This window comes from Halodesulfovibrio oceani subsp. galateae (genome assembly GCF_055397225.1).
Window position 1 is genome coordinate 2,978,928 of sequence record NZ_AP042453.1, and the last position, 20,909, is coordinate 2,999,836.

12 protein-coding genes and 1 riboswitch are annotated in these 20,909 nt (G+C 47.0%); of the genes, 6 read left to right on the plus strand and 6 right to left on the minus strand.

Annotation, left to right across the window (positions count from 1 at the left end):
• The first annotated feature begins 108 nt into the window (after positions 1-108).
• Positions 109-2,898, plus strand: a complete 2,790-nt coding sequence (locus ACZ5V1_RS13275) for an ATP-dependent DNA helicase (RefSeq protein ID WP_464389253.1) — start codon at positions 109-111, stop codon at positions 2,896-2,898.
• Between the two features lie 270 nt (positions 2,899-3,168).
• Here the strand turns inward: ACZ5V1_RS13275 and ACZ5V1_RS13280 are convergent, their stop codons facing one another.
• Positions 3,169-3,558 carry a hypothetical protein gene (locus tag ACZ5V1_RS13280; protein ID WP_464389254.1) on the minus strand — a complete coding sequence of 130 codons (390 nt, stop codon included), beginning with the start codon at positions 3,556-3,558 and terminating at the stop codon, positions 3,169-3,171.
• Positions 3,559-3,988: 430 nt separating this feature from the next.
• Positions 3,989-4,161: riboswitch (cobalamin riboswitch) on the plus strand.
• A gap of 180 nt (positions 4,162-4,341) precedes the next feature.
• Here ACZ5V1_RS13280 and ACZ5V1_RS13285 point away from each other — a divergent pair.
• Positions 4,342-6,414, plus strand: a complete 2,073-nt coding sequence (locus tag ACZ5V1_RS13285) for a ribonucleoside triphosphate reductase (protein ID WP_160711709.1) — start codon at positions 4,342-4,344, stop codon at positions 6,412-6,414.
• An 84-nt stretch (positions 6,415-6,498) separates the two neighbouring features.
• Here the strand turns inward: ACZ5V1_RS13285 and ACZ5V1_RS13290 are convergent, their stop codons facing one another.
• Together ACZ5V1_RS13290 and ACZ5V1_RS13295 are read right to left on the minus strand one after the other, a co-directional pair.
• Positions 6,499-7,869 (minus strand): DUF711 family protein, encoded by a 1,371-nt coding sequence (locus ACZ5V1_RS13290; protein WP_464389255.1) that lies wholly within the window; start codon positions 7,867-7,869, stop codon positions 6,499-6,501.
• 80 nt (positions 7,870-7,949) lie between these two features.
• A complete protein-coding gene (locus tag ACZ5V1_RS13295) occupies positions 7,950-8,513 on the minus strand; it encodes a glycine cleavage system transcriptional repressor (RefSeq protein WP_160711705.1) in 564 nt (187 codons plus the stop codon).
• A 286-nt stretch (positions 8,514-8,799) separates the two neighbouring features.
• Here ACZ5V1_RS13295 and ACZ5V1_RS13300 point away from each other — a divergent pair, with 286 nt between their 5' ends.
• Positions 8,800-9,492 carry an aspartate/glutamate racemase family protein gene (locus ACZ5V1_RS13300; protein ID WP_464389256.1) on the plus strand — a complete coding sequence of 231 codons (693 nt, stop codon included), beginning with the start codon at positions 8,800-8,802 and terminating at the stop codon, positions 9,490-9,492.
• Between the two features lie 385 nt (positions 9,493-9,877).
• On the opposite strand, the gene ACZ5V1_RS13305 is transcribed toward ACZ5V1_RS13300, so the two are convergent.
• The gene (locus ACZ5V1_RS13305; protein WP_464389257.1) at positions 9,878-10,975 is read right to left on the minus strand and encodes an SO_0444 family Cu/Zn efflux transporter; all 1,098 of its coding nucleotides are present in this window, start codon (positions 10,973-10,975) and stop codon (positions 9,878-9,880) included.
• Between the two features lie 279 nt (positions 10,976-11,254).
• On the minus strand, positions 11,255-12,388 hold the full coding sequence (locus ACZ5V1_RS13310; RefSeq protein WP_464389258.1) for a VgrG-related protein: 1,134 nt from the start codon (positions 12,386-12,388) through the stop codon (positions 11,255-11,257).
• Positions 12,389-12,837: 449 nt separating this feature from the next.
• Between ACZ5V1_RS13310 and topA the strand changes: the two genes are divergently transcribed.
• Complete coding sequence (topA, locus tag ACZ5V1_RS13315) at positions 12,838-15,120, plus strand: type I DNA topoisomerase (protein WP_464389259.1); 2,283 nt, start codon at positions 12,838-12,840, stop codon at positions 15,118-15,120.
• A 223-nt stretch (positions 15,121-15,343) separates the two neighbouring features.
• Here topA and ACZ5V1_RS13320 read toward each other — a convergent pair whose 3' ends face one another.
• Positions 15,344-15,685: a hypothetical protein gene (locus ACZ5V1_RS13320; RefSeq protein ID WP_160711695.1), complete on the minus strand. Its 342-nt coding sequence runs from the start codon at positions 15,683-15,685 to the stop codon at positions 15,344-15,346.
• Positions 15,686-15,970: 285 nt separating this feature from the next.
• Here ACZ5V1_RS13320 and ACZ5V1_RS13325 point away from each other — a divergent pair, with 285 nt between their 5' ends.
• The gene (locus tag ACZ5V1_RS13325) at positions 15,971-19,375 is read left to right on the plus strand and encodes a hybrid sensor histidine kinase/response regulator (RefSeq protein ID WP_464389260.1); all 3,405 of its coding nucleotides are present in this window, start codon (positions 15,971-15,973) and stop codon (positions 19,373-19,375) included.
• Between the two features lie 62 nt (positions 19,376-19,437).
• Positions 19,438-20,877 (plus strand): sigma-54-dependent transcriptional regulator, encoded by a 1,440-nt coding sequence (locus ACZ5V1_RS13330; protein WP_464389261.1) that lies wholly within the window; start codon positions 19,438-19,440, stop codon positions 20,875-20,877.
• The last annotated feature ends 32 nt before the right edge of the window (positions 20,878-20,909 follow it).

A 20,909-nucleotide genomic window follows, 5' to 3' on the forward strand; every position in this document is an offset into this window, starting at 1 on the left:
ATCATCTGGCATATTGATTTTTATTTATATCACCAGCCCATAACGGCGCAAAACCACTTGTAATAATTCACAACTGACAGCCTTGTTTGGTTCTGGTATGCCAAGAATATGTTTCGTCCTTTTACTACTCCCATCGAAGATATTGCCATTGTCTTCGGGCATGAACGCAGCCTTAGCAACGGCGAGAAGCGAATCTACTCCGTTGCGGCATTGCGCATTTCAAAAGATGCCACAATAACCGAGTTCGCCTCCAATATTCGCTCCGAAAAACTTCGAGCGCGGGAATATACCCACTCACAGTTGAGTGAAGCAAAACTCAAAAATGCTCCGGACGAAATTACCGTCTCCGGTCATCTTCAAGATTTTCTGGAAGGCATTGAGCATGTGGTGGGCTACGTTCCGAACGGGCATATCATCTCGCTGGAGCCGCTTTGCAATAACGAACGCATCATCGATGCCGCACTACTGGCAGATTATTTCATGCCGTGGACAGGTGCCGCCACAGCTAAATCGTTATGGGAATATCTCCATAAGCAAGAGCGTCAAAAAATTAGCTTCACCGCCTTGGAAGGTGCCGGTATCTGTGTCGACCTTTTACAGCACCTCTTCGGCACCGTGTTGAACGACACCTCTTTCCCTGCTGCAAGCGCCCTTCGCTATTATCTTGGCACAAGCAACACACTTTTCGGTACCTTCTGCTGCCATATTCTTGAACACTACAGCAGCTATTTCGGCAATGCGCTCATAACTCCGGTATCAAAACCGGAAACAGCAGACTGGGAACAATTTTTAGACACAGCGCCAAAAAAAGAAAAAATTACCGTTGAACGTGAAGCGTATCAGGAACTCCCTGAAGACGATATTCAACAGCTCTACGAACAGCTTGCCCATAAACGTAAGGGATATACTGTTCGGCAGCCACAAGTAGACTACGCGTCGCACATAGCGCACGCCATAAACTCCAACGCTGTTGCCTGCATTGAAGCCGGAACCGGTACAGGCAAGACCCTCGGGTATCTCCTGCCTGTTATGGAATTTCTAAAGCGGAATCCTTCACAACGTGTGGCGATCGCAACCTACACAAAAAGCTTACAGAAACAGTTGTACGGCAACGAGCTGGACTCCTGTCGCGAACTTTTTGGGCAGTACAACGATATCCCCGTTTCGCTCATTAAAGGAAAATCAAACTACGTTTGTGCGCAGAAGTTAAATGACATCCTCTCTCCCCTGCTGGATGGCATAGAACTGCTCTCGTGGCTCTATTTTGCCAATATCTGCTACCATTATCGCATCGCAGATTTAGATGACGTTACGCCGCGCCTGCGTGCATATTTTGACGAAGGACGAACCCTGAGCAATATTGCGCAGGAGGTTTCAGCGGGAAGTGGTTGTTTCAGCACCCACAAGCGATGCCCCGGTAATATTGTCACCGCAGAAGCAGCCCAGTCTCGCCTCGTCATCACCAACCACAACAAATTAGTGCTGATGGAAAGCGATCCGCTTCTGAGCGATTTATTCAAACATTGCGTTATCGACGAAGCAAATCACTTTGAGGATGCCGTTCGCACAACTTTGAGTCCTGAAGTTTCAACATCAGATATTTTCTTCTACTGCCGCTACCTTCGCGAACAATGCCGCAAGCTCATTCTTGCCCCGTCCACAACGGAAGCAGTAGAAAATCAGGCCGAAGCTGTGGTTAGCGAAATTGCGTACACCGTCACAAAAATAGGTGCGTTGCGTGACCAGTTCAAACAAATGAATCAGGGTGCAGCCTTTGGAGCCGTGCCCGTAACGCCTGCTCACAAAGCTTTCACAGAAGGCGACGCTGCAAAAGACCTCGCAATTCTCAATAAGCATCTGGAACGCATCAGCGAATTTTCAGCGTTCTTTACCGGCAAGAAGGCGGGCGACCTTCCACTGGGATACAAGACTATATCTCGTTGCCGCACAATGCGTACTCTACTGCAAGAAATCAGCGTTAACCTCATGCTCATCCGCAAAGGGCTACATGAAGACGGCACGTGGAATTCTATCCACGTTTTTCCACGCAACTGGATACTCTGCGGCGGGCAAGTCTACATGGGTGCTTTTATCCGTGAAACCATTATCAAACAGCGTGACACCGTTATTCTGACATCCGCCACCCTCACCCATCAGTCCAGCTTTACACCATACAGACGTACACTCGGACTGGGAAAAGCAGATGTTCTCAAATTTTCAGATGAAGAAGCACCACCGAAACCATGCTTTGTTGCCCGAGTAGCACCGCCTTTTACGCCGGACTACTCACTTGTTGTTCCTTCAGATGCCCCGAGCGCTCTCTACGAACACAAAAAACTATGGCTGGAATACACGCTCAATGTGCTGCCCAAGCTCATAGAATACAACGATGGAGCGACTCTCGTTCTGTGCGCCAGTTACGAAGACTTAGAAGCGCTGCGCAAGAATCTGGAAGCTACCTACGACGGTAGTTATCCGCTTCTTTTCCAACGAAAGGGCGAGCCAGCCACAGCGCTTATTGAAGAATTCCGTACAACACGCGAAAGCGTCTTATTCGGAGTCGAAACATTCTGGCACGGAGTAGATTTCCCCGGGAAGACGCTCACGCAGGTTGTCATAACCCGACTGCCGTTCCCAGCGCCCAATTCCCCGCTCATGGATGCTCGAAAGCGATTCCTGCCTGATGGTGTCTTCTGGGAGCGCTATCGCTACGAAACAGCCATCAAGTTCAGACAGGGAGCAGGCAGGCTCATAAGACGTGAAACAGATTCGGGTCTCGTGGTTGTGCTGGATAACAGGCTATTAAAGAACCAACGCCTTTCACCATGCCCAGTGATTCAGGGAATGCGAAATGTTCCGGAACACCATCGCGGCAAGGGTTGGAAGAAAGCTGATTAGCTTTTCTATTGTCTCCGACGGGCAGGCGGGCTCACCCCAAGGGCACTTGTTTCCGTAACGCTCGCAACTCGCGAACGGTTGACTGGCGTTCCCCCCTGCCCCCCCGTAAGGGGACACGTCCCCTTAACCCCGATTATTAATCAGACACGCATCACCACAAAAGAAACAAAATTGCTTGTTTCAAATGCTAACTATTTCCTCTGACTATATCTTCCAGAAATAAAAAAGCCCCGTACAACACGTACGGGGCTTTTTTATTTCTAATAAGACTTACTTCTTCGTTTTTTCTTTCAGCTGCGGCTTGTCGGCAGATTTTGCGCACATTTTCTCATACGCATGAGCAAATACATTATTCACTTCATCCATTGAGGAAACTGAGCCCATCTGACCGGCAAGGTAACCATGCATAAATCCGCGCTCGTATGAAAAGACTTTCGCCATATCCATCTCGGTCGCTTCAGGATTCTGCTCTCTAAACATTGCTTCACCTGCGGTGAAATATTCTTTGGCAGCCTCATTCTTACGCATCTCCAGTGCGAGATACCCGCACTGAATTTTGTTTTTATAATTACCCTTTACCGAAGGTTCAGACATTTTAGGAGCTGCAACAGCAACCTGTGCAATAAGCATAAGGCTTAACGCCATAATCAATGCTCTCATTTTCTCTCCCTGTTTTTCTATCGTGATTATGTAATGCTGTATCCTTCTCACACATGACGCACGGTAACAACATGACTCTTAAATCATCCGTTTGCCAAACGCTCAAAAGTGACAACACTACTTTTTACACAACATGCTCACTTTTTAAAAGCAAAAGCGCAACTAATTAGAATAACACATCACCTGAGTGTAACCGCTTTTTAGTCTATTTTCCGTAACTCAAGTCACAGTTTGCAGGGTCTACAGAGCAATGCTGGTCACCTTGTAGATCACCTTTTGGGAGTAAGCAATCTCGTGTCAACTCTCAAGTGCAAAAAGTATATCGTGAATTTGTGCGTAAAAAAAATACTGCTTTTATTTAGACATATTACGTTGTGAATTACTTGTGGATTGGGCGAATATGCACAACTCCACACTTGATGCCAAAGGGGCTTTTTGTTAGCTCTGTGGCACCCAAAGAATACTCCTTCAGGAGCCGAAAGGCGCAAAGGAAATCCGGTCTTAATCCGGTGCGGTCCTGCCGCTGTAATCTCACTTGTCTTCACCGAAGTTGCCACCCACGGCAGTACAAGTCAGAAAGCCAGCCACCTTCCTGAAGCTCTACCGGTAACAAAGCGTACTACCGGTATTCTATCAAAATAATCCATAACCTGTGCCTGCGTATGTTGAGGTTCTGCCTTTATATACACACCTCAGGCTGAAGATGTCGAAATGCTGTCCTGGCGCATGCGTTCTTTTCGTATGCTCTAATTTTGCCTGCACTTCATGACGTCCGGAGCTCTAATGCCGAAACAGATCCTCAAGCGAGACGGTTGCATCGAAACTTGGTCCCTCGAACGAATTGCCCAAGCTATCCTCAAAGCCCTCAAAGGCAGTGGCATCAAAGATCCACTTCTCTCCAAACGACTTGCACGCAAAGTTGAAGAAAAACTTTCGAATGTGGAAGTTCCAGAGCAAGAACAAGTGCAAGACACAGTACAGCAAGTACTTATGGAAGCTCGCTTGTATGCTGTTGCAGAGCGTTACATCATTTACCGTGAAAAACGCCGCGAAATGCGTACTCAGGATCAGGCATACTTCGACGTATCCAGCATGATCGAAAGCTACCTCGACCGTAGCGACTGGCGCGTAAACGAAAACTCCAACATGGGTCATTCATTTCAGGGTCTTATCCTGCATATGGCAGGCTCTGTTCAGGCTCGTTACGTGCTTGACAAATATCCGGAAGAAATCCGTCAGTCCCATACTCACGGCTACTTCCACATTCACGATCTTTCCTTTGGTCTTGCTGGCTACTGCTCCGGTTGGAGCCTGCGCGACCTGCTTCTCGAAGGGTTTAACCTTGAAGGCCGCTGCTGCTCTGCACCAGCAAAACACTTCGACTCCGCATGTGGCCAGATTGTAAACTTCCTTGGCACCCTGCAGAACGAATGGTCCGGCGCACAGGCATTCAACAACGTTGATACCTACCTTGCACCGTTCATCCGTAACGACAAACTCGATTACCCGACTGTTCGTCAGCAGATCCAGAAACTCGTTTACAACCTGAACACAACATCCCGTTGGGGTGGCCAGAGCCCGTTCACCAACTTTACCTTCGACATGGTTATTCCTGCGCATATTGCTAAGGAACCAATCATCATCGGTGGCGCGTTCCAGGACACTACCTACGGCGATTATCAGGAAGAAATGGATATGATCAACCGTGCGTTCCTCGAGGTTATGCTCGAAGGTGATGCAGACGGCCGTATCTTCTCTTTCCCTATTCCTACATACAACGTTACTAAAGATTTTGATTGGGATTCCGTTCCTGCTCAGCTTCTTATGGAACTTACTGCCAAGTACGGTGTTCCGTACTTCCAGAACTTCATCAACTCCGACCTTAATCCGGAAGATGTTCGTTCTATGTGCTGCCGTTTGCAGATGGATCTTCGTGAAATCCGCAAAAAAACAGGCGGCCTCTTCGGCGCTGGCGACCTCACCGGTTCTATCGGTGTTGTTACCCTGAACCTGCCTAAACTTGCTTACCTTGCACACAACGAAGAAGATTTCCTCGATCTCGTTGAAGAATACGCAGAAATGGCAAAAGACTCTCTCGAGTTCAAACGCAAACTTTGCGAACACCACCTCGAGTCAGGCATGTTCCCGTTCTCCCGTCGCTACCTCAAAAACGGCTACAAAGGCCACTTCTCCACCATCGGTCTTATCGGTGGTCACGAAGCATGCCTCAACTTGCTCGGTAAAGGTATCGAAACTGAAAGCGGTCTGCGCCTTATGCGTCGCGTTCTCAACCACTTGCGTTCCCTTACAGTTCGCTTCCAGGAAGAAACCGGCCACCTTTACAACCTTGAGGCAACTCCGGGCGAAGGTACTTGCTACCGTCTGGCTAAAACAGACAAAGACCTTTACGCAGACATCATCTGCGCTGGTAACGAAGTACCTTACTACACTAACTCCACCCTGCTTCCAGTAGGTCTTACCGGTGACGTTTTCTACGCTCTTGAGCACCAGAACGAACTGCAGACCCTCTACAATGGTGGTACCGTATTCCACTCCTTCCTCGGCGAAGCTGTGCCGGAACCGGAAAGCGTAAAGAATTACCTCATCAAAGCGATGACTAATACTAAAATTCCTTACATCTCCGTAACTCCGACCTTCTCCATTTGTAAGGAACACGGCTACATCAACGGTGAACACTTCAACTGCCCGACTTGTGGCAACGAAGCAGAAGTTTACACCCGCGTTGTAGGCTACTACCGCCCAGTTAAGCGCTGGAACAAAGGTAAACAGGAAGAATATCGCGAACGTCAGGAATACGCTCTCAGCGCACTCACTGACTGCTGCTGCGGTAGCTAGTCTGTTTACGCAATAAGACAAATACAAGAAGAGCCGTTCTGCATATGCAGAACGGCTCTTTTTTATTTGTATGGAAAGAACAGTCTAGTTCTTCAAACTGTGGATCGGCGCAGGGATGCGACCACCAAGTTTAATAAACTGCTCAGCATTACCACCCGGAACAGCCATAATTTTGGCTTCACCGAGCAGACCGCCGAAAGATACATTGTCGCCAACACCTTTATTAGGAACAGGGATGATACGCACAGCAGTAGTTTTGTTGTTGATCATACCAATTGCCATTTCATCGGCAATAATACCGGAAAGTGTTGCAGCGGAGATATCACCCGGCACAGGAACCATATCAAGCCCTACAGAACATACGCTTGTCATGGCTTCAAGTTTTTCCAAAGTCAGCGCACCGGATGCAGCTGCTGCTGCAATGCTGGAATCTTCTGACACAGGAATAAACGCACCGGAAAGACCACCAACGTGGGAAGATGCAAACGCGCCGCCTTTTTTAACAGCATCGTTCAGCATTGCCAGCACAGCAGTGGAACCCGGAGCACCAATGGATGAAAGACCAATGGCTTCGAAGATTTCACCAACAGAGTCACCAACTTCCGGAGTCGGAGCCAACGAAAGGTCAGCTACGCCAAAAGGAAGTCCAAGGCGCTGCGCTACTTCGGTACCGATAATTTCACCAACGCGGGTTACTTTAAACGCGGTACGTTTAATAACTTCAGCAATATCACCAAGGCTCTTCGCGCTGCCATCCTGCATAGCACGGTCGATTGCTTTTTTAACAACGCCCGGGCCGGAAACACCCACGTTAATTACCGCTTCAGGCTCACCTACACCAAGGTAGGCTCCAGCCATAAACGGCACATCCTGAGGGATGTTTGCAAACACAACAAGCTTAGCACAGCCAAGGCCGTCTTTGTCTGCGGTACGTGCTGCGATATCTTTGATACGCTGCCCCATAAGAGCAACAGCATCCATGTTAATGCCGCTTCTGGAAGACGCAACGTTGATTGAGGAACATACACGCTGCGTCACCGCCAATGCTTCCGGTAAAGAATCAATAAGAGCACGATCACCTTTGGTCATGCCTTTCTCTACCAGCGCACCGAAGCCGCCAAGAAAATCTACACCAGCTTCCTGTGCAGCTTCATCAAGAATCTGACACGCTTTCACCATCTGTTCCGGCGTGTAAGAAGCACACACAACGCTCATAGGGCTTACGCTGATGCGTTTGTTTACGATAGGAATACCGTACTTATCGCCCACCTCATTACAGGTAGACACAAGCTTTTCTGAATAAAGTCTAATCTTGGTGCGAACCCGATCAGCAAACACGTCAAAGTCGTGACTTGCACAATCAAAAAGGCTGACACCAAGCGTTACGGTACGAACGTCCAAATGCTCGTTTCGGAGCATTGCTAAAGTACTGAGCACTTCGCGATCTGAAAGCATTTTTTTTCCTTATAAAGGTCAGGCTAAAATCTCATTGTATATAGATGATGACAATTTCCCAGATATGTCACCTTCTAAAGCTACACAGGCTGAACCCTGTGCACCGCTTCGAAAATATCCCTGTGCTGAACACTTACCCGTAGCGAAAGTTCTTCCGCTTTCGCATTCAACGCGCCGCGCAGAGCAGAAAGCTCCACAGCGCCGGGGACAATTACTTCAAAAACAATGAGAGCATTCCCATCCGGTTGATCGGCAGGAACAATAGCTTTCAGGTTGGCAATATTCACATTATGCTCACCCAGAATACCTGAGATTGCTGCAACAAGTCCTTGTTGGTCAGGACCGTCTACACTTACCACAAATGACTGAGGATCTTCAGCAGACCAGCTTGTACCGTCATAAAGGCGTGCTGTAACACTGAGGTCAACCTGTCGTTCAGCAAGTCCTTTCACCAGTTCATCCTGCAAGAGGTCAATGGTACAACCGTCAGGCATTTCAGCAATGACGATCGCAGCAAATTCACTATGCAGAATAGTTTGACTTACTTCATTAATGTTGCACTCCAGACCTGTAAGCAGGCTGGATACCGCATGTACGACTCCCGGACCATCTTTGCCGAGAAATGATACAACTACCTTTTTCATATTTTGCACTCCAAACATATAGATATAGTGAGATTGATAGCCTCATCGCATTATGTCAAGCCCTACCCCGCTAAGAGCAAGCACAGAATACGACAAAAGCACTTACTTCTTCTCAGCATACTGATCATTCAGACAGTACCCAGCAACAAAAATGGCAGCCCTTTTCCTACTAACGCAATCAAGTAACACAATGTTTTTTAAAACATATTTTACATTACGATCAGCATATGCAAAGACACAGCTTACTTCAAAAATATGTTTTCAATTAAGTTCAAAGGATATTCTCATGAAAAAGATCGGATTATTAGGCGGAATGACTTGGGGATCAACAATCGAGTACTACCGCCTCTTAAACGAAGGCACCCGCAAACGCCTAGGTGGACGCCATTCCTGCAAAATCCTTATGGACAGCGTCGATTTTTCAGAACTACACGAGCTCATCAGCAAAGATGACTGGACATCCGTAGGCACCAAGCTTGCTCAAGCCGCACTGAACACCGAAGCTGGCGGCGCAGACATGCTCCTCATCGGCGCGAACACAATGCATCGCGTTGCCGATACCGTGCAAGGTGCGCTAGAAATTCCAGTACTCCATATTTCAGACGCAATCGCAAACAAAGCGAAAGAACTCAACGTCACCAAGCTCGGATTACTCGGCACTGCATTCACCATGGAACAAGATTTCATCAGTAAGCCGCTTTCTGAAAAGCACGGTCTCGAAATTATTACTCCAGAAAGTGATGACCGCGCCATTATCCACAACAGCATCTTCAATGAATTTGCCGTAGGAAAATTCCTCGACAGCACTCGTGAGAAGTACATCAACATCATCAAAGAGCTCGAAGCAAACGGTGCCGAAGCAATTATTCTCGGCTGCACCGAAATCGGACTGCTTATCAAAGCATCCGACTGCAACATACCGCTTATCGATACCGTTCAAGCCCACGTCGACGCTGCACTTGATGCTGCTATTGTGTAATAATTTTATTTTTTTTAGGCTGTTGTTGCCTTCGGCGAGTCTCCGACGGGCGGGCGCTGCCCTGCACCCGCAAGGGGGACGCCCCCTTGACCGCGGGGTTCGACTACCCATTTATGTTTAGTGGGCAGTAAACCATGTAGGCTATTACTGGCTCGTTCTTGGTACAGATCTATTAAAAAACATTTCTTTTAGCTCGAATAGCTTTCGCCAAACTGGGAGTACAACCTCGCAGTCGAGAGGGCGTCCCTCTCGCGGGGATGCAAGGGGCTGACCCCTTGCCCGCCGGAGGCAAAACAAACTCAGCGCCGCAGGCCCAAAAAAGAAAACAAAAAAGCCACGCTCAAGAGCGTGGCTTTTTCTTTAAGGAGTCCAATCTTATTGCGGCTTAATGGCAACCACAAGATTCGCCGTGTTGGTGCCCACGACGACCGATAAATTGTTTACCTACAAGAACGAGTAGAATAATCGCAGAGGCGTAACCCACAATGCCATGCTGATGAGCTTCTACGTCATTAATCCAAGAGAACACAGAAAGACCGAGTTTTGCGTACAGCCAGTTCACGGCAAGTCCGAGGATTACGGATGTTACCGCAATGGAGCCTACGTAGATAAACGCTACGCGCTTACCGAGAGTCTGAGCTACTACAGTAATAGTTGCTGCGTTAGTTGCTGGCCCTGCTAACAGGAACACAAGCGCGCCGCCGGGGGAAAGCCCTTTAAGCGCGAGCGCTGCTGCAATTGGGGTTGATGCGGTTGCGCAGACATACATTGGCACACCGATGACAACCATCAGAATCATGCTGAGAAGTCCATCACCTACGTATTCCTGAAAGAACGTAACTGGCAGGAACGTAGAAACAACTGCGGCGATAAGAATACCAATCAACAACCATTTGCCGATGTCGGCAATAAGTTCACCAAATGCGAACTGCATACCGGAAAGAAATTTGTCTTTAGCTGTTGCAGCTGCTGACTTGGAAGAGCAGCAACCAGAGGAACATTCCTCTTCTTTTTTTAATGTTGTTGCTGCAAAGTTAAGCGGAGTAAATTCAGTTTTACCCGGCACTGCCTTTGCTGGGAACATATCTACCAGAGTACCTGCGGTAAGCGCAGAAATAAACGCAGCAACCGGACGCACAATTGTCATAATCGGGTCAAGCAGTGCGTATGTGATGGCGATGGAGTCAACGCCTGTCTCTGGTGTGGAGATCATAAATGATGTAGTTGCCCCTTTACTTGCACCCTGCTGGCGAAGCCCTGCGGCAGCAGGAATTACACCACAGGAACATAAAGGAAGCGGAATACCGAAGAGTGACGCCTTAACAACGGCACCTTTCTTGTTACTGCCAAGATGGCGCGCAACAAAGTCGTCCGGTAAAAATCCTTTAAGAAGCCCAGCGACAAAAAAGCCGAAAAGTACGTATGGGGCGGCTTCGAGCAGAATTTCCCATACTTCGGAAAGATATTGTATTGCGATTTCCATAGTTACCTCTGAAAATAAAGTTACGCATGAACACGTATTCATATGTAACTAAAACAGAAGCTCCTACCGGTCAAGTGCATAAAAAGAATTATTTGCTAAGATTCTTAATCTACTTAAAAAACACAAAAAAAGGACATCATATTGATGTCCTTTTTTCTACACTCAACAAAGTCATTCTTTTGAAGCTAAGACCAGCCTGTAGAGTACTCTTGTTAAAGAACTGGAGTAATCAAAGCGCTCTCAACTCATGCAGACACGTTTCGTGTCAACTTTCCAACATTAGGCGAGCATAGATAATGCTACGTTAAGTTCAGCATCCAGTCTGTTCTGTACGCCTGTACGAACTTCTGGAGTTGAAGTTGCAAATTCATTACTGCGCTGTGCGTATACGTTTTTGATAAACGATTCCTGCATCTCTTCAGAGAAGCCGCCTGTTGCGCCAAATGCTTTTGCAAAAATTTGAATAGCCCCTCGAGGACCATGCTGTAAGGAAGTAGAAAGTAAAACTTCTTCCATAGCGGTACTCATTTGGCCAATGTTCATTTTATCCTGAACCACTCGTGCTACCGGGGAATAGTAGCGGGAATGCATAAAGGAATCTTGCATTTTTTCGAACCGTTCTGGATCAATCTTCGCTACTTCCTGCCAAGCCATTGGCATTTCGCCCTGCTTGGAGCCTGTATTTACATCACCAGCTGCCCTGAGATGTAATGAAATATCTGAAGCATGCGTATCTAAATACGTCAAAAAATCGTCCATTGTGCCACGAGCAGACGAGAACTGGTACTTGCCATACGAAGTTCCACCTGTTGCATCATAGCCAATGGCTGCAATGTTTCCGGCTGCACCGGATTCAAACATCGTGGCTAATGATCCACGAACTTCATTACTTACAATAGGTTCTACACTTTTTGCCCCGCTCTCGTCTGCACTATCACCCATAGCACTGTCAGAAGCTTGAACAACTGCATTCATATCACCACTTACAATTTCGCGGCTCATCATACCCTGAAGGTTTCCTGGAATAGCGGCTGCAGAAGCGGTCTCAAGCTGATTTTTCTCAGCAGCTTCTGTCAGTGTTTTGAGCGCATTGCTCAAAACCGTAGGCTCAACAGACGAAACATTAATAAGTGTAGCAAGAGAAGAAACATTACTCAGGTTCATTCCTGAACGTGTAGACTGTTCCGCTCCGGTTAATCCATAGTATGGATATTGAATTGGCAGCGCAGATAGCTGATTAGATTGGGAAGATGCCATGGCATCTGCAATCTGCTGCGGTTCTCTAAGCAAGGCTTCAAAACGGCTCATACCGTTGTTTTGTACAGCATCATTATGTGAAATCGCACCAGTGCGTCTCTTCGAATGCTGCAGAACTCCCTGCACCTGCGTCATAGAGATTTGGGTAACAGACATAGTATTCCTCCTAAAGCTCCCCCGAGCTTGACAACGTACGGGATGTATTGAGCAATTAGAATGCCAACTTGTTAGACTCGTTATAATCCGAGGCCTGGCGCGGGAGTAAGAGTAACCACTCACTGTTACTCTTGTGGAAAATGTCAGTAAATTGAACACGATCAACAGGTGTTACAGACTAAAAAATCAGTAACAAGAGTATATGCATCTGTATCATTCCCATACTGCAATCATTTTGTAATATAGAGGCAAAGACAAACTACCTTGTAATTTTGCATTGTTCTTCAGGAATATATACTGTCGTAATCATATTTTAGAAAATCGACACTTGACGCTAGCGACATTTGCCGTATCTTCCCTTAACAGAAAAACGCTTAGCATCTGGTACACCTATTGATATCTGTGTGTTGCCAGTTACTTCTTAACCAACATCGGAAACAGGACATTCAATGGGAAAAGACCTGATAATCGTAGAATCACCCGCAAAGGTGAAAACAATTAAAAAGTTCCTTGGCCGTAACTACATGGTTCACGCCAGCGTAGGTCACGTGCGAGATTTGCCTAAAAAAGATCTCGGCGTTGACGAAGAAAAAAACTACAAGCCAAAGTATCAGATCATTCAGGGTAAACAGAAAGTTGTTTCCACGCTGAAAGAAGCGGCAGCCAAAGCTGACCACGTATATCTTGCTCCCGATCCCGATCGCGAGGGCGAAGCCATTGCGTGGCACATTGCTGAGATTATTAAAAAAGAAAATCCAAATGCAAAGCGTATCCAGTTTAACGAAATTACCGCCCGTGCGGTTCGTGAAGCGCTTGAACACCCGAAAGATCTGAACGAGAACCTCTTCGATGCTCAGCAGGCTCGACGAATTCTTGACCGTCTTGTGGGCTACAAACTCTCACCGCTACTCTGGAATAAAGTTAAGCGCGGTATTTCTGCCGGTCGTGTTCAATCCGTTGCGCTGCGTCTCATTGTTGAACGCGAAGCGGAACGCTATGCATTTGATCCAGAAGAGTACTGGGTATTCAAAGCTGAAATGGAAGGCGAAAATCCGCCTCCAGTTAAAGCTCTTTTGCACCAGATTGCAGGTAAAAAAGCAGTTGTTCCTAACGAAGAAGCTGCGAATGCACTTCAGGAAGCAGTTCTTGCCTCTGCACTGGTTGTAGAAAAAGTTGAAGAGAAAAAACGTAGCCGCCAGCCGCTGCCGCCTTTTATCACATCAACTCTCCAGCAGGCAGCAAGTCAGCGCCATGGCTATTCTGCAAAGCGTACCATGTCCATTGCTCAGCGCCTGTATGAAGGTGTTGAACTCGGTGACGAGGGCACAACAGCGCTTATCACTTATATGCGTACTGACTCCGTACGTATTGCTGACGACGCGCGCGATGCAGCTAAAGAGCTTATTCTTTCCCTGTACGGAAAAGAATACGTTCCGCCAAAGCCACGCTTCTTCAAAACAAAATCAAGTGCTCAGGATGCTCACGAAGCGATCCGTCCTGTTGACGCATCCATCACTCCTGATTCCGTTCGCAATCTGCTTCCTAGAGAACAGCATGCGTTGTACACACTCGTCTGGTCACGCTTTATGGCATCCCAGATGGCTGCGGCTCAATTCCATGACACTACCGTCACGATTGCTGCCACACCAAACGCAACTACTATTAAAGATGCAGACAAACTTGCCAGCACATGGCGTGTAAAAGGCGAGCGTATGCTCTTCCCCGGCTTCCTTGCTGTTTCCCCGCAGAAAGCCAAAGAAGATGAAGATTTGCCGAAGCTTGAAGAGGGTCAGGAAATCCGCCTCATCAAGCTCGACAAAGAACAAAAATTTACTCAGCCACCAGCACGATTCTCCGAAGCGTCTCTTGTACGTGAAATGGAAGAACTCGGCATCGGCCGTCCATCCACCTATGCAGCCATTATTTCAACATTGATTGATCGCGGCTATGCACTGCTGGAAGAAAAGAACTTTGTGCCGACTGACCTTGGTCGCACAGTGTGCCAGCAGCTTGTAAAACACTTCTCCACTCTTATGGATGTAAGTTTTACCGCGCAGATGGAAACATTACTCGACAACGTTGCTGAAGGCACGCTGGACTGGACACAGCTCATGACTGACTTCATGAACGACTTTAATCCGACGCTTGAAAAAGCTGCCGAGGAAATGGAGTCTGTAAAACAGGGTCTTGAAACTGACCTTGTATGTTCAGAATGCGGCAAGCCGATGATGATCAAGTTTGGTAAGGCAGGCACCTTCCTGGCGTGCTCCGGATATCCGGATTGTAAAAACACATCCAACTTTACCCGCGATGACAACGGTAATGTTGTGCTTGTGGAGCGCCCGAAAGAAGAATTGCAGAAAATGGGTGAATGTCCGGATTGCGGAAAGGACCTTGTCCTTAAACGCACCCGTACCGGTGGCCGCTTTATCGCATGTACCGGTTACCCTGAATGCAAACACGCAAAGCCTTTCTCAACCGGTGTAAAATGCCCGCGTTGTGAAGAAGGTGAGATTGTAGAAAAGTCTTCCCGCTCTGGTAAAATCTTCTACTCCTGTAGCAGATACCCTAAGTGTGACTACGCGCTGTGGAACTTCCCTGTGGAAGAAGAATGTCCGCAGTGTGATTCTAAACTGCTTACAATCAAAACCACCAAAGCACGCGGTAAGCATATCGCCTGTCCGGAAAAAGCCTGTCGCTACACCCGTAGCCTCGAGGACGATTCCGAATAGAATTCTAAAAAACAAAAAGCCCGAATCACAATGTGATTCGGGCTTTTTTTATTTCCCCACAGACAACAGCTATCATTGTCTATGCAGGAATCCGTATTACCTTACAGCTTGTCATGTCTAACCTAGGTAAAGGTCTGTCGGGGGGGGGGGGAGTGACATAACAAACCGCAAGGGTAAAGCAACGCAGCCAAACAAGTAGCAACCAGTTGGCTATACGTATGCCCTATACTCGCTTTGAACGGTCAAACTGCACAGCAGTACCGTAACAAGAAAAATATTTACTGCCATCCGGATGAAACGCAATGTTCTCCTGATATCCGATAATGGCCTGTGCGCCTTTATTTACGGCACGAGCAGTCATACCAAAAAATGCATCATCTGAATCGTATCCGCGACAAGCTACTAACCCGAGAACTTTACCGATAGCACGGCCTTCCAGCACTTCGGTAGTCACTACTGGAAAACGACCAGCAAGAAATAGTTCCTTTACACGTTCCATATTCTCGGTACGAGCCTGTTCAGCCTGTGTTGGCTTTTTATCATTTCCACCAAGCAAAAATAACATTGCATCCTCCTGAACGGGCACCCTATCTATTCGGAACGCCACGTAATTGTCTTTGCGAAGACATATAGCAAGGAGCTTGCCAGTTTTGTAATACGCTGTATTAACATATTTATTTTTGCAAATGTCAAAAAATCGCCACTTTGCAGCAGATGACAATTGAGCGAATAAACGGTACATGGGGCGAGAGGTACGCATTTTAAACACACAAAAGCGGCCTCAAATTATTAGCTGCAACGGCTGTTAACACAGCTTTTGTTAAGCAAATTGAAGGATTGGTTATTGATTATGGGTGCACGCCTTTTACACTTCATACTTTTAGCGCTTCTGACTGTCATTTTGACGGTTCCGAACGCCTTTGCCAATCCAACCCCTACGCCTAAAGAACGCAAGAACATCCTCTATCTTAACTCCTACCACAACGGATACGCATGGTCGGACAATCTGCTCGAAGGTTTTAAAGAGCGGATTCAAGACAGCCCGTATTCTATTATGTTGCAGGTGGAGTATCTGGATTCCAAAAAATTTCCGTACAATCAAGCAGTCAAACATGTCATGGATTTATTCAGACGCAAGTTTGCTGACACTACGTTTGACCTCATCACAGTTTCCGATAACGACGCATTCAACTTCATCACTCAGCACGGGGAAGATCTCTTTCCGGGTGTGCCTATTGTTTTTGTCGGGGTTAACGATTTCAACCCATCGTTAATTAAAGGCAAAGAAATGACCGGCGTCATGGAGACATTTGATGTCGCTTCAAATATCCGTCTTGCCTTAGAAATGCACCCTAACCTGAAGCAGATGATTGTTATCGGTGACGAATCCGTCACGGGTAAAGCGATCCGCAAGCAGGTTATCGAAGGTCTCCCGAATATTGATAAGGGGTTGAAAGTTCAATTCTGGACTGACCTGCCACACAGAGAAATTATCCGTCGAGTCAAACAGGTTCCACCTGACACATTCTTCTACTTTATTCCGATGTATCGAGAAATTGACGGACAATTCTACTCTGCACAGGAACTGCTGCAAAAGGTGCACGACAACACCACGGCACCGCTCTACTCAAACTGGAGATTCCTTCTCGGTTCCGGCATTCTCGGCGGCAAGCTTATTTCCGGTTTCACGGATGGCGAAAAAGCTGCCGAACTTGGTTTGCAAATTCTTGACGGTACTCCGGCGAACGATATTAAAGTCATTTCAAAAAGCGCTTCCCCATGGGCTTTTGACTACAATGAACTCAAACGCCTTCACTTGAGCGAGCGCGAATTGCCCGAACCGGCAGTCATGATCAATGCTCCGAGCCGATTCTATGAATTGAATAAACAGGTTTTCTGGACAATTATTGTCAGCCTTATTCTGCTCACAATCACTCTTGTACTGTTGGTGATGAATATTCTTGAGAAAAAATCTGTAGAACAAAAGATCAAAGATCAGCTGTCATTCTTACGTCTGCTTATGGATACCATCCCTATTCCTATCTACTCTAAGGATAAGTACGGACGGTACCAGCAGTGTAACGTTGCCTTTGAAAAATTCTTCGGTGTTCAGCGCGACGATATTTTGAACTGTAACGAATGGGAGTTACAGGAATTCGGCTTGTCTCAGTTACAGCATCCTGTTGACCATCAACTGCTGCATGAACAAGGCGAATCCATCTACGAACAGACTATTTCGTCCCGCGAAGGCAGTGTGCATAATATTCTGTTGCACAAAGCGACTAACGTAAACGCTCGCGGTGAAATTGCGGGCATGGTGGGAGTTATCTTTGACTTCACCGACCGTAAAAAAGCTGAGGACAGCTTACGCTTTGCAGAAGAAAAATATCGCTCTATCTTTGAAAACTCACCACTGGGTATTTTCCGTGTGCGTCCTACCGGTGCGTTTGTTGATGTAAACCCTGCCTTTGCCAGAATGAATGGCTACACTAGCCCGCAGGAGTTTATGGCACATGAAGCAAGTGCTTTGGATGACCTGTTGCAAGGCGTTGATTTCCATAAAGCACGCGCTAACGAAATTTTGACATTTGAACGCACACTTCTGCGTCCGGATAACACAACGTTTGCCGCGAACATGTCTGTGCGAGTTGTGCGCGACCGGTTGAACAACATTGAGCTTCTTGAAGGCTTTTCTGAAAACATCACCACACGCAAGCGTGCAGAAAAAGCCTTACGTAATTCCGAACGTATGTTGCAGTCTGTAATGGACAACATTCCACAGCTTGTTTCGTGGAAAAGTAACAACTTCCGTTACATGGGCAGTAACCGATCTTTTGACAAGTTTTTCGGAATCCAACACGCTCGCGAGCTCATCGGCAAAACTGATTTTGAATTTTTATTTGACAAACAAGATGCCGCTATCATGCAGCAGTCTGAAAACATGGTTCTTACCCACAATATTCCTCAGTTAAAATCCAAAGAACGTATCACTGACAAAGACGGCGACCTCGTCTGGTTGGAAATTAACCGCCTGCCGCTCCATGGAGACAAGGGCGAAATTGTCGGAATGTTGACCACTGCGGAAGATATTACGCAGCGCATCAACCTTGAACGCCAGTTACTGCAATCGCAGAAAATGGAAGCTATTGGTACACTGGCTGGCGGAATTGCGCATGACTTCAACAATATCCTTACATCCATCATTAACTCTGTTGAGTTAGCGCTAATTGATATTGATGAAGAAACACTCACGAGCAACGATCTTGCCCGTGCGTTACGTGCTGCGCAACACGGCAGCAGCTTGGTCAAAAAAATCCTTACCTTCAGTAAGCCATCCGTAGCGGGTTTCCGTACCACAGATATTTTAGAGGTTATGAACGAGTCCGTGGGGCTTGTGTCCGCCTCTCTGCCGCGTAACATTAATATTGAAACAACATATAATGTTACCCATGCGCATACATTCGGTGACCCGACACAGATGAATCAGGTCATTATGAACATGTGCACCAACTCTTTTCAGGCGTTGCGTGAACATGGCGGCACATTACGGCTGGATGTAGACAAAGAATTTTTGACCAAAGAAAAGGCAAGTCAGTTTAATATCCCAGAAGGTGAATATTTTAAGCTAGTCATTGAAGACAATGGTCCCGGTATCAGCTCCGAAATTCAGGACAAGATTTTCGATCCATTTTTCACAACAAAAGGAAAAACAGAGGGTACCGGTTTAGGACTTTCTGTTGTGCTTGGCATCATTAAAGGACATGGTGGCGGTGTTGAAGTAAGCAGTATTCCTTTTGTTCGAACAGCCTTTATCATCTACCTGCCACACATCGACCGACCTGCTCTTGAAGCAGGGGAGCAGCTCACAGAAAAGATTCTTCAAGGGGAAGGACGCATTCTTTTTGTGGAAGACGACCCAGACCAGCTCGAGACAATCCCTAGAGTTCTCAGAAACTTAGGCTATGAGGTTGACCCGATAGGTGATGCTGCGGTAGCTGCAAGGATGATTAGTGAACGTTCAGATTCGTGGGATCTTGTCATTACAGATTTTGACATGCCTGCGTTAAACGGTCTCGAACTGGCAACACACATCAGCCGCACTGCTCCGGAACTTCCTGTGATCATGGTTTCCGGCAGAAACATTGCAGCCAAGGGTGCCGAGGAAATTCCATCGGTTAAAACTCTTGTCAGCAAACCGTACAATAGTTCGATAATTGCCAAAGCCATTACTTCAGTACTTCATCCGTTGCAGTAATTTCTCGCTAAGCCGCCCCCGGGGGGGCGTTGATCACCTCAACGTTTCGGAAAAATTTACGCATGCCCAACATTCTTATTATTGATGATGATGTTAACATTTGTGAGACATTTGAAAGTCTTCTCTCGCGCCTTCAGTACGACTGCGCCACTGCGCAAACTATTTCGCAAGGGTTCAAACTCCTTCGCGAGCATGAATTTGACGTGCTCTTTCTTGACGTCCGCTTACCGGATGGCAACGGACTGGACTACCTTTCCGACATCGCACACTTCGATAACCCGCCAGAAGTTATCATTCTTACAGGTGACGGCGATCCCGCAGGTGCTGAAACTGCAATTCAGCGCGGTGTCTGGGATTACCTTGTAAAACCTGCTTCCATCAAAGAAATCACCCAAACGCTTAAACGCGTTCTCAAATACCGTCAGGAAAAGCTGGATAAAAGCAGCGACGCCAAACCATTGGAAGTAGCCCACATGGTCGGCACTAGTTCCATCATCCGCAACTGTTTCAGCCTTATGGCTCAAGCAGCTTCTACCGATGCGAACGTGCTCATCACTGGTGAAACCGGTACAGGTAAAGAGCTTACAGCCCGCACCATCCACGCAAACAGTACCCGAACTCAGGGAGAATTTGTTGTTGTGGACTGTGCTGCGCTTACCGAAAGCCTTCTGGAATCCACCCTTTTCGGTCACAAAAAAGGCGCTTTCACAGGCGCACAGACGGATAAGGACGGACTCGTCAAACTTGCTGACGAAGGCACTCTCTTTCTCGACGAAGTGGGCGAAATGCCCCTCACCATCCAAAAATCGTTTCTACGTTTCCTTCAAGAGCGAGTCTTTCGCCCTGTGGGTGGCACTGCGGAAGAAAAAAGTAACTTCCGCCTTGTTTCAGCAACAAACCGCAACTTGGAAACCATGGTTGAAGACGGAGACTTCCGTCAGGATCTGCTCTTCCGTTTAAAAACCGTCCATATTGAACTTCCTGCCCTTCGTTTACGCAACGATGATCTCGAGCTGCTGTCTCAATTCAGAATCAAACAGCTCTGTAAACAATATGGAATGCCGGTTAAGAATTTTTCTGCGGACTTTTTCCCGATACTCGCCAAATATGACTGGCCGGGAAACGTACGCGAATTGTTTAACGCCCTTGAACAGGCGTTAGTCGCCGCCGGATCAGAATCTGTCTTATACGCCAGACATCTTCCGGCTGACATCCGAATTAAAATTGCACAGGCAAACCTTGTACGTGGACTGGAAAATCAGACAACTAATGGTGCTAAAGCATCTGTGTCTGAAAAATCAGACCAGAAAAATGCAGCTCCAGTTTCATTCTCATTTGAAATGTTACCGACGCTGCGACAATTTAAATCGGATATGGAAAAGAAGTACCTTTTACAGCTTATCGCACAGCACGGTTCTAACATTCACGGAATGCTGGAAACTTCGGGATTATCCCGCTCCCACCTCTATGCGTTGCTTAAAAAGTATAATATCTCCTTATAAAACAAGATTGATAAAACAGACAAAAATAAGTG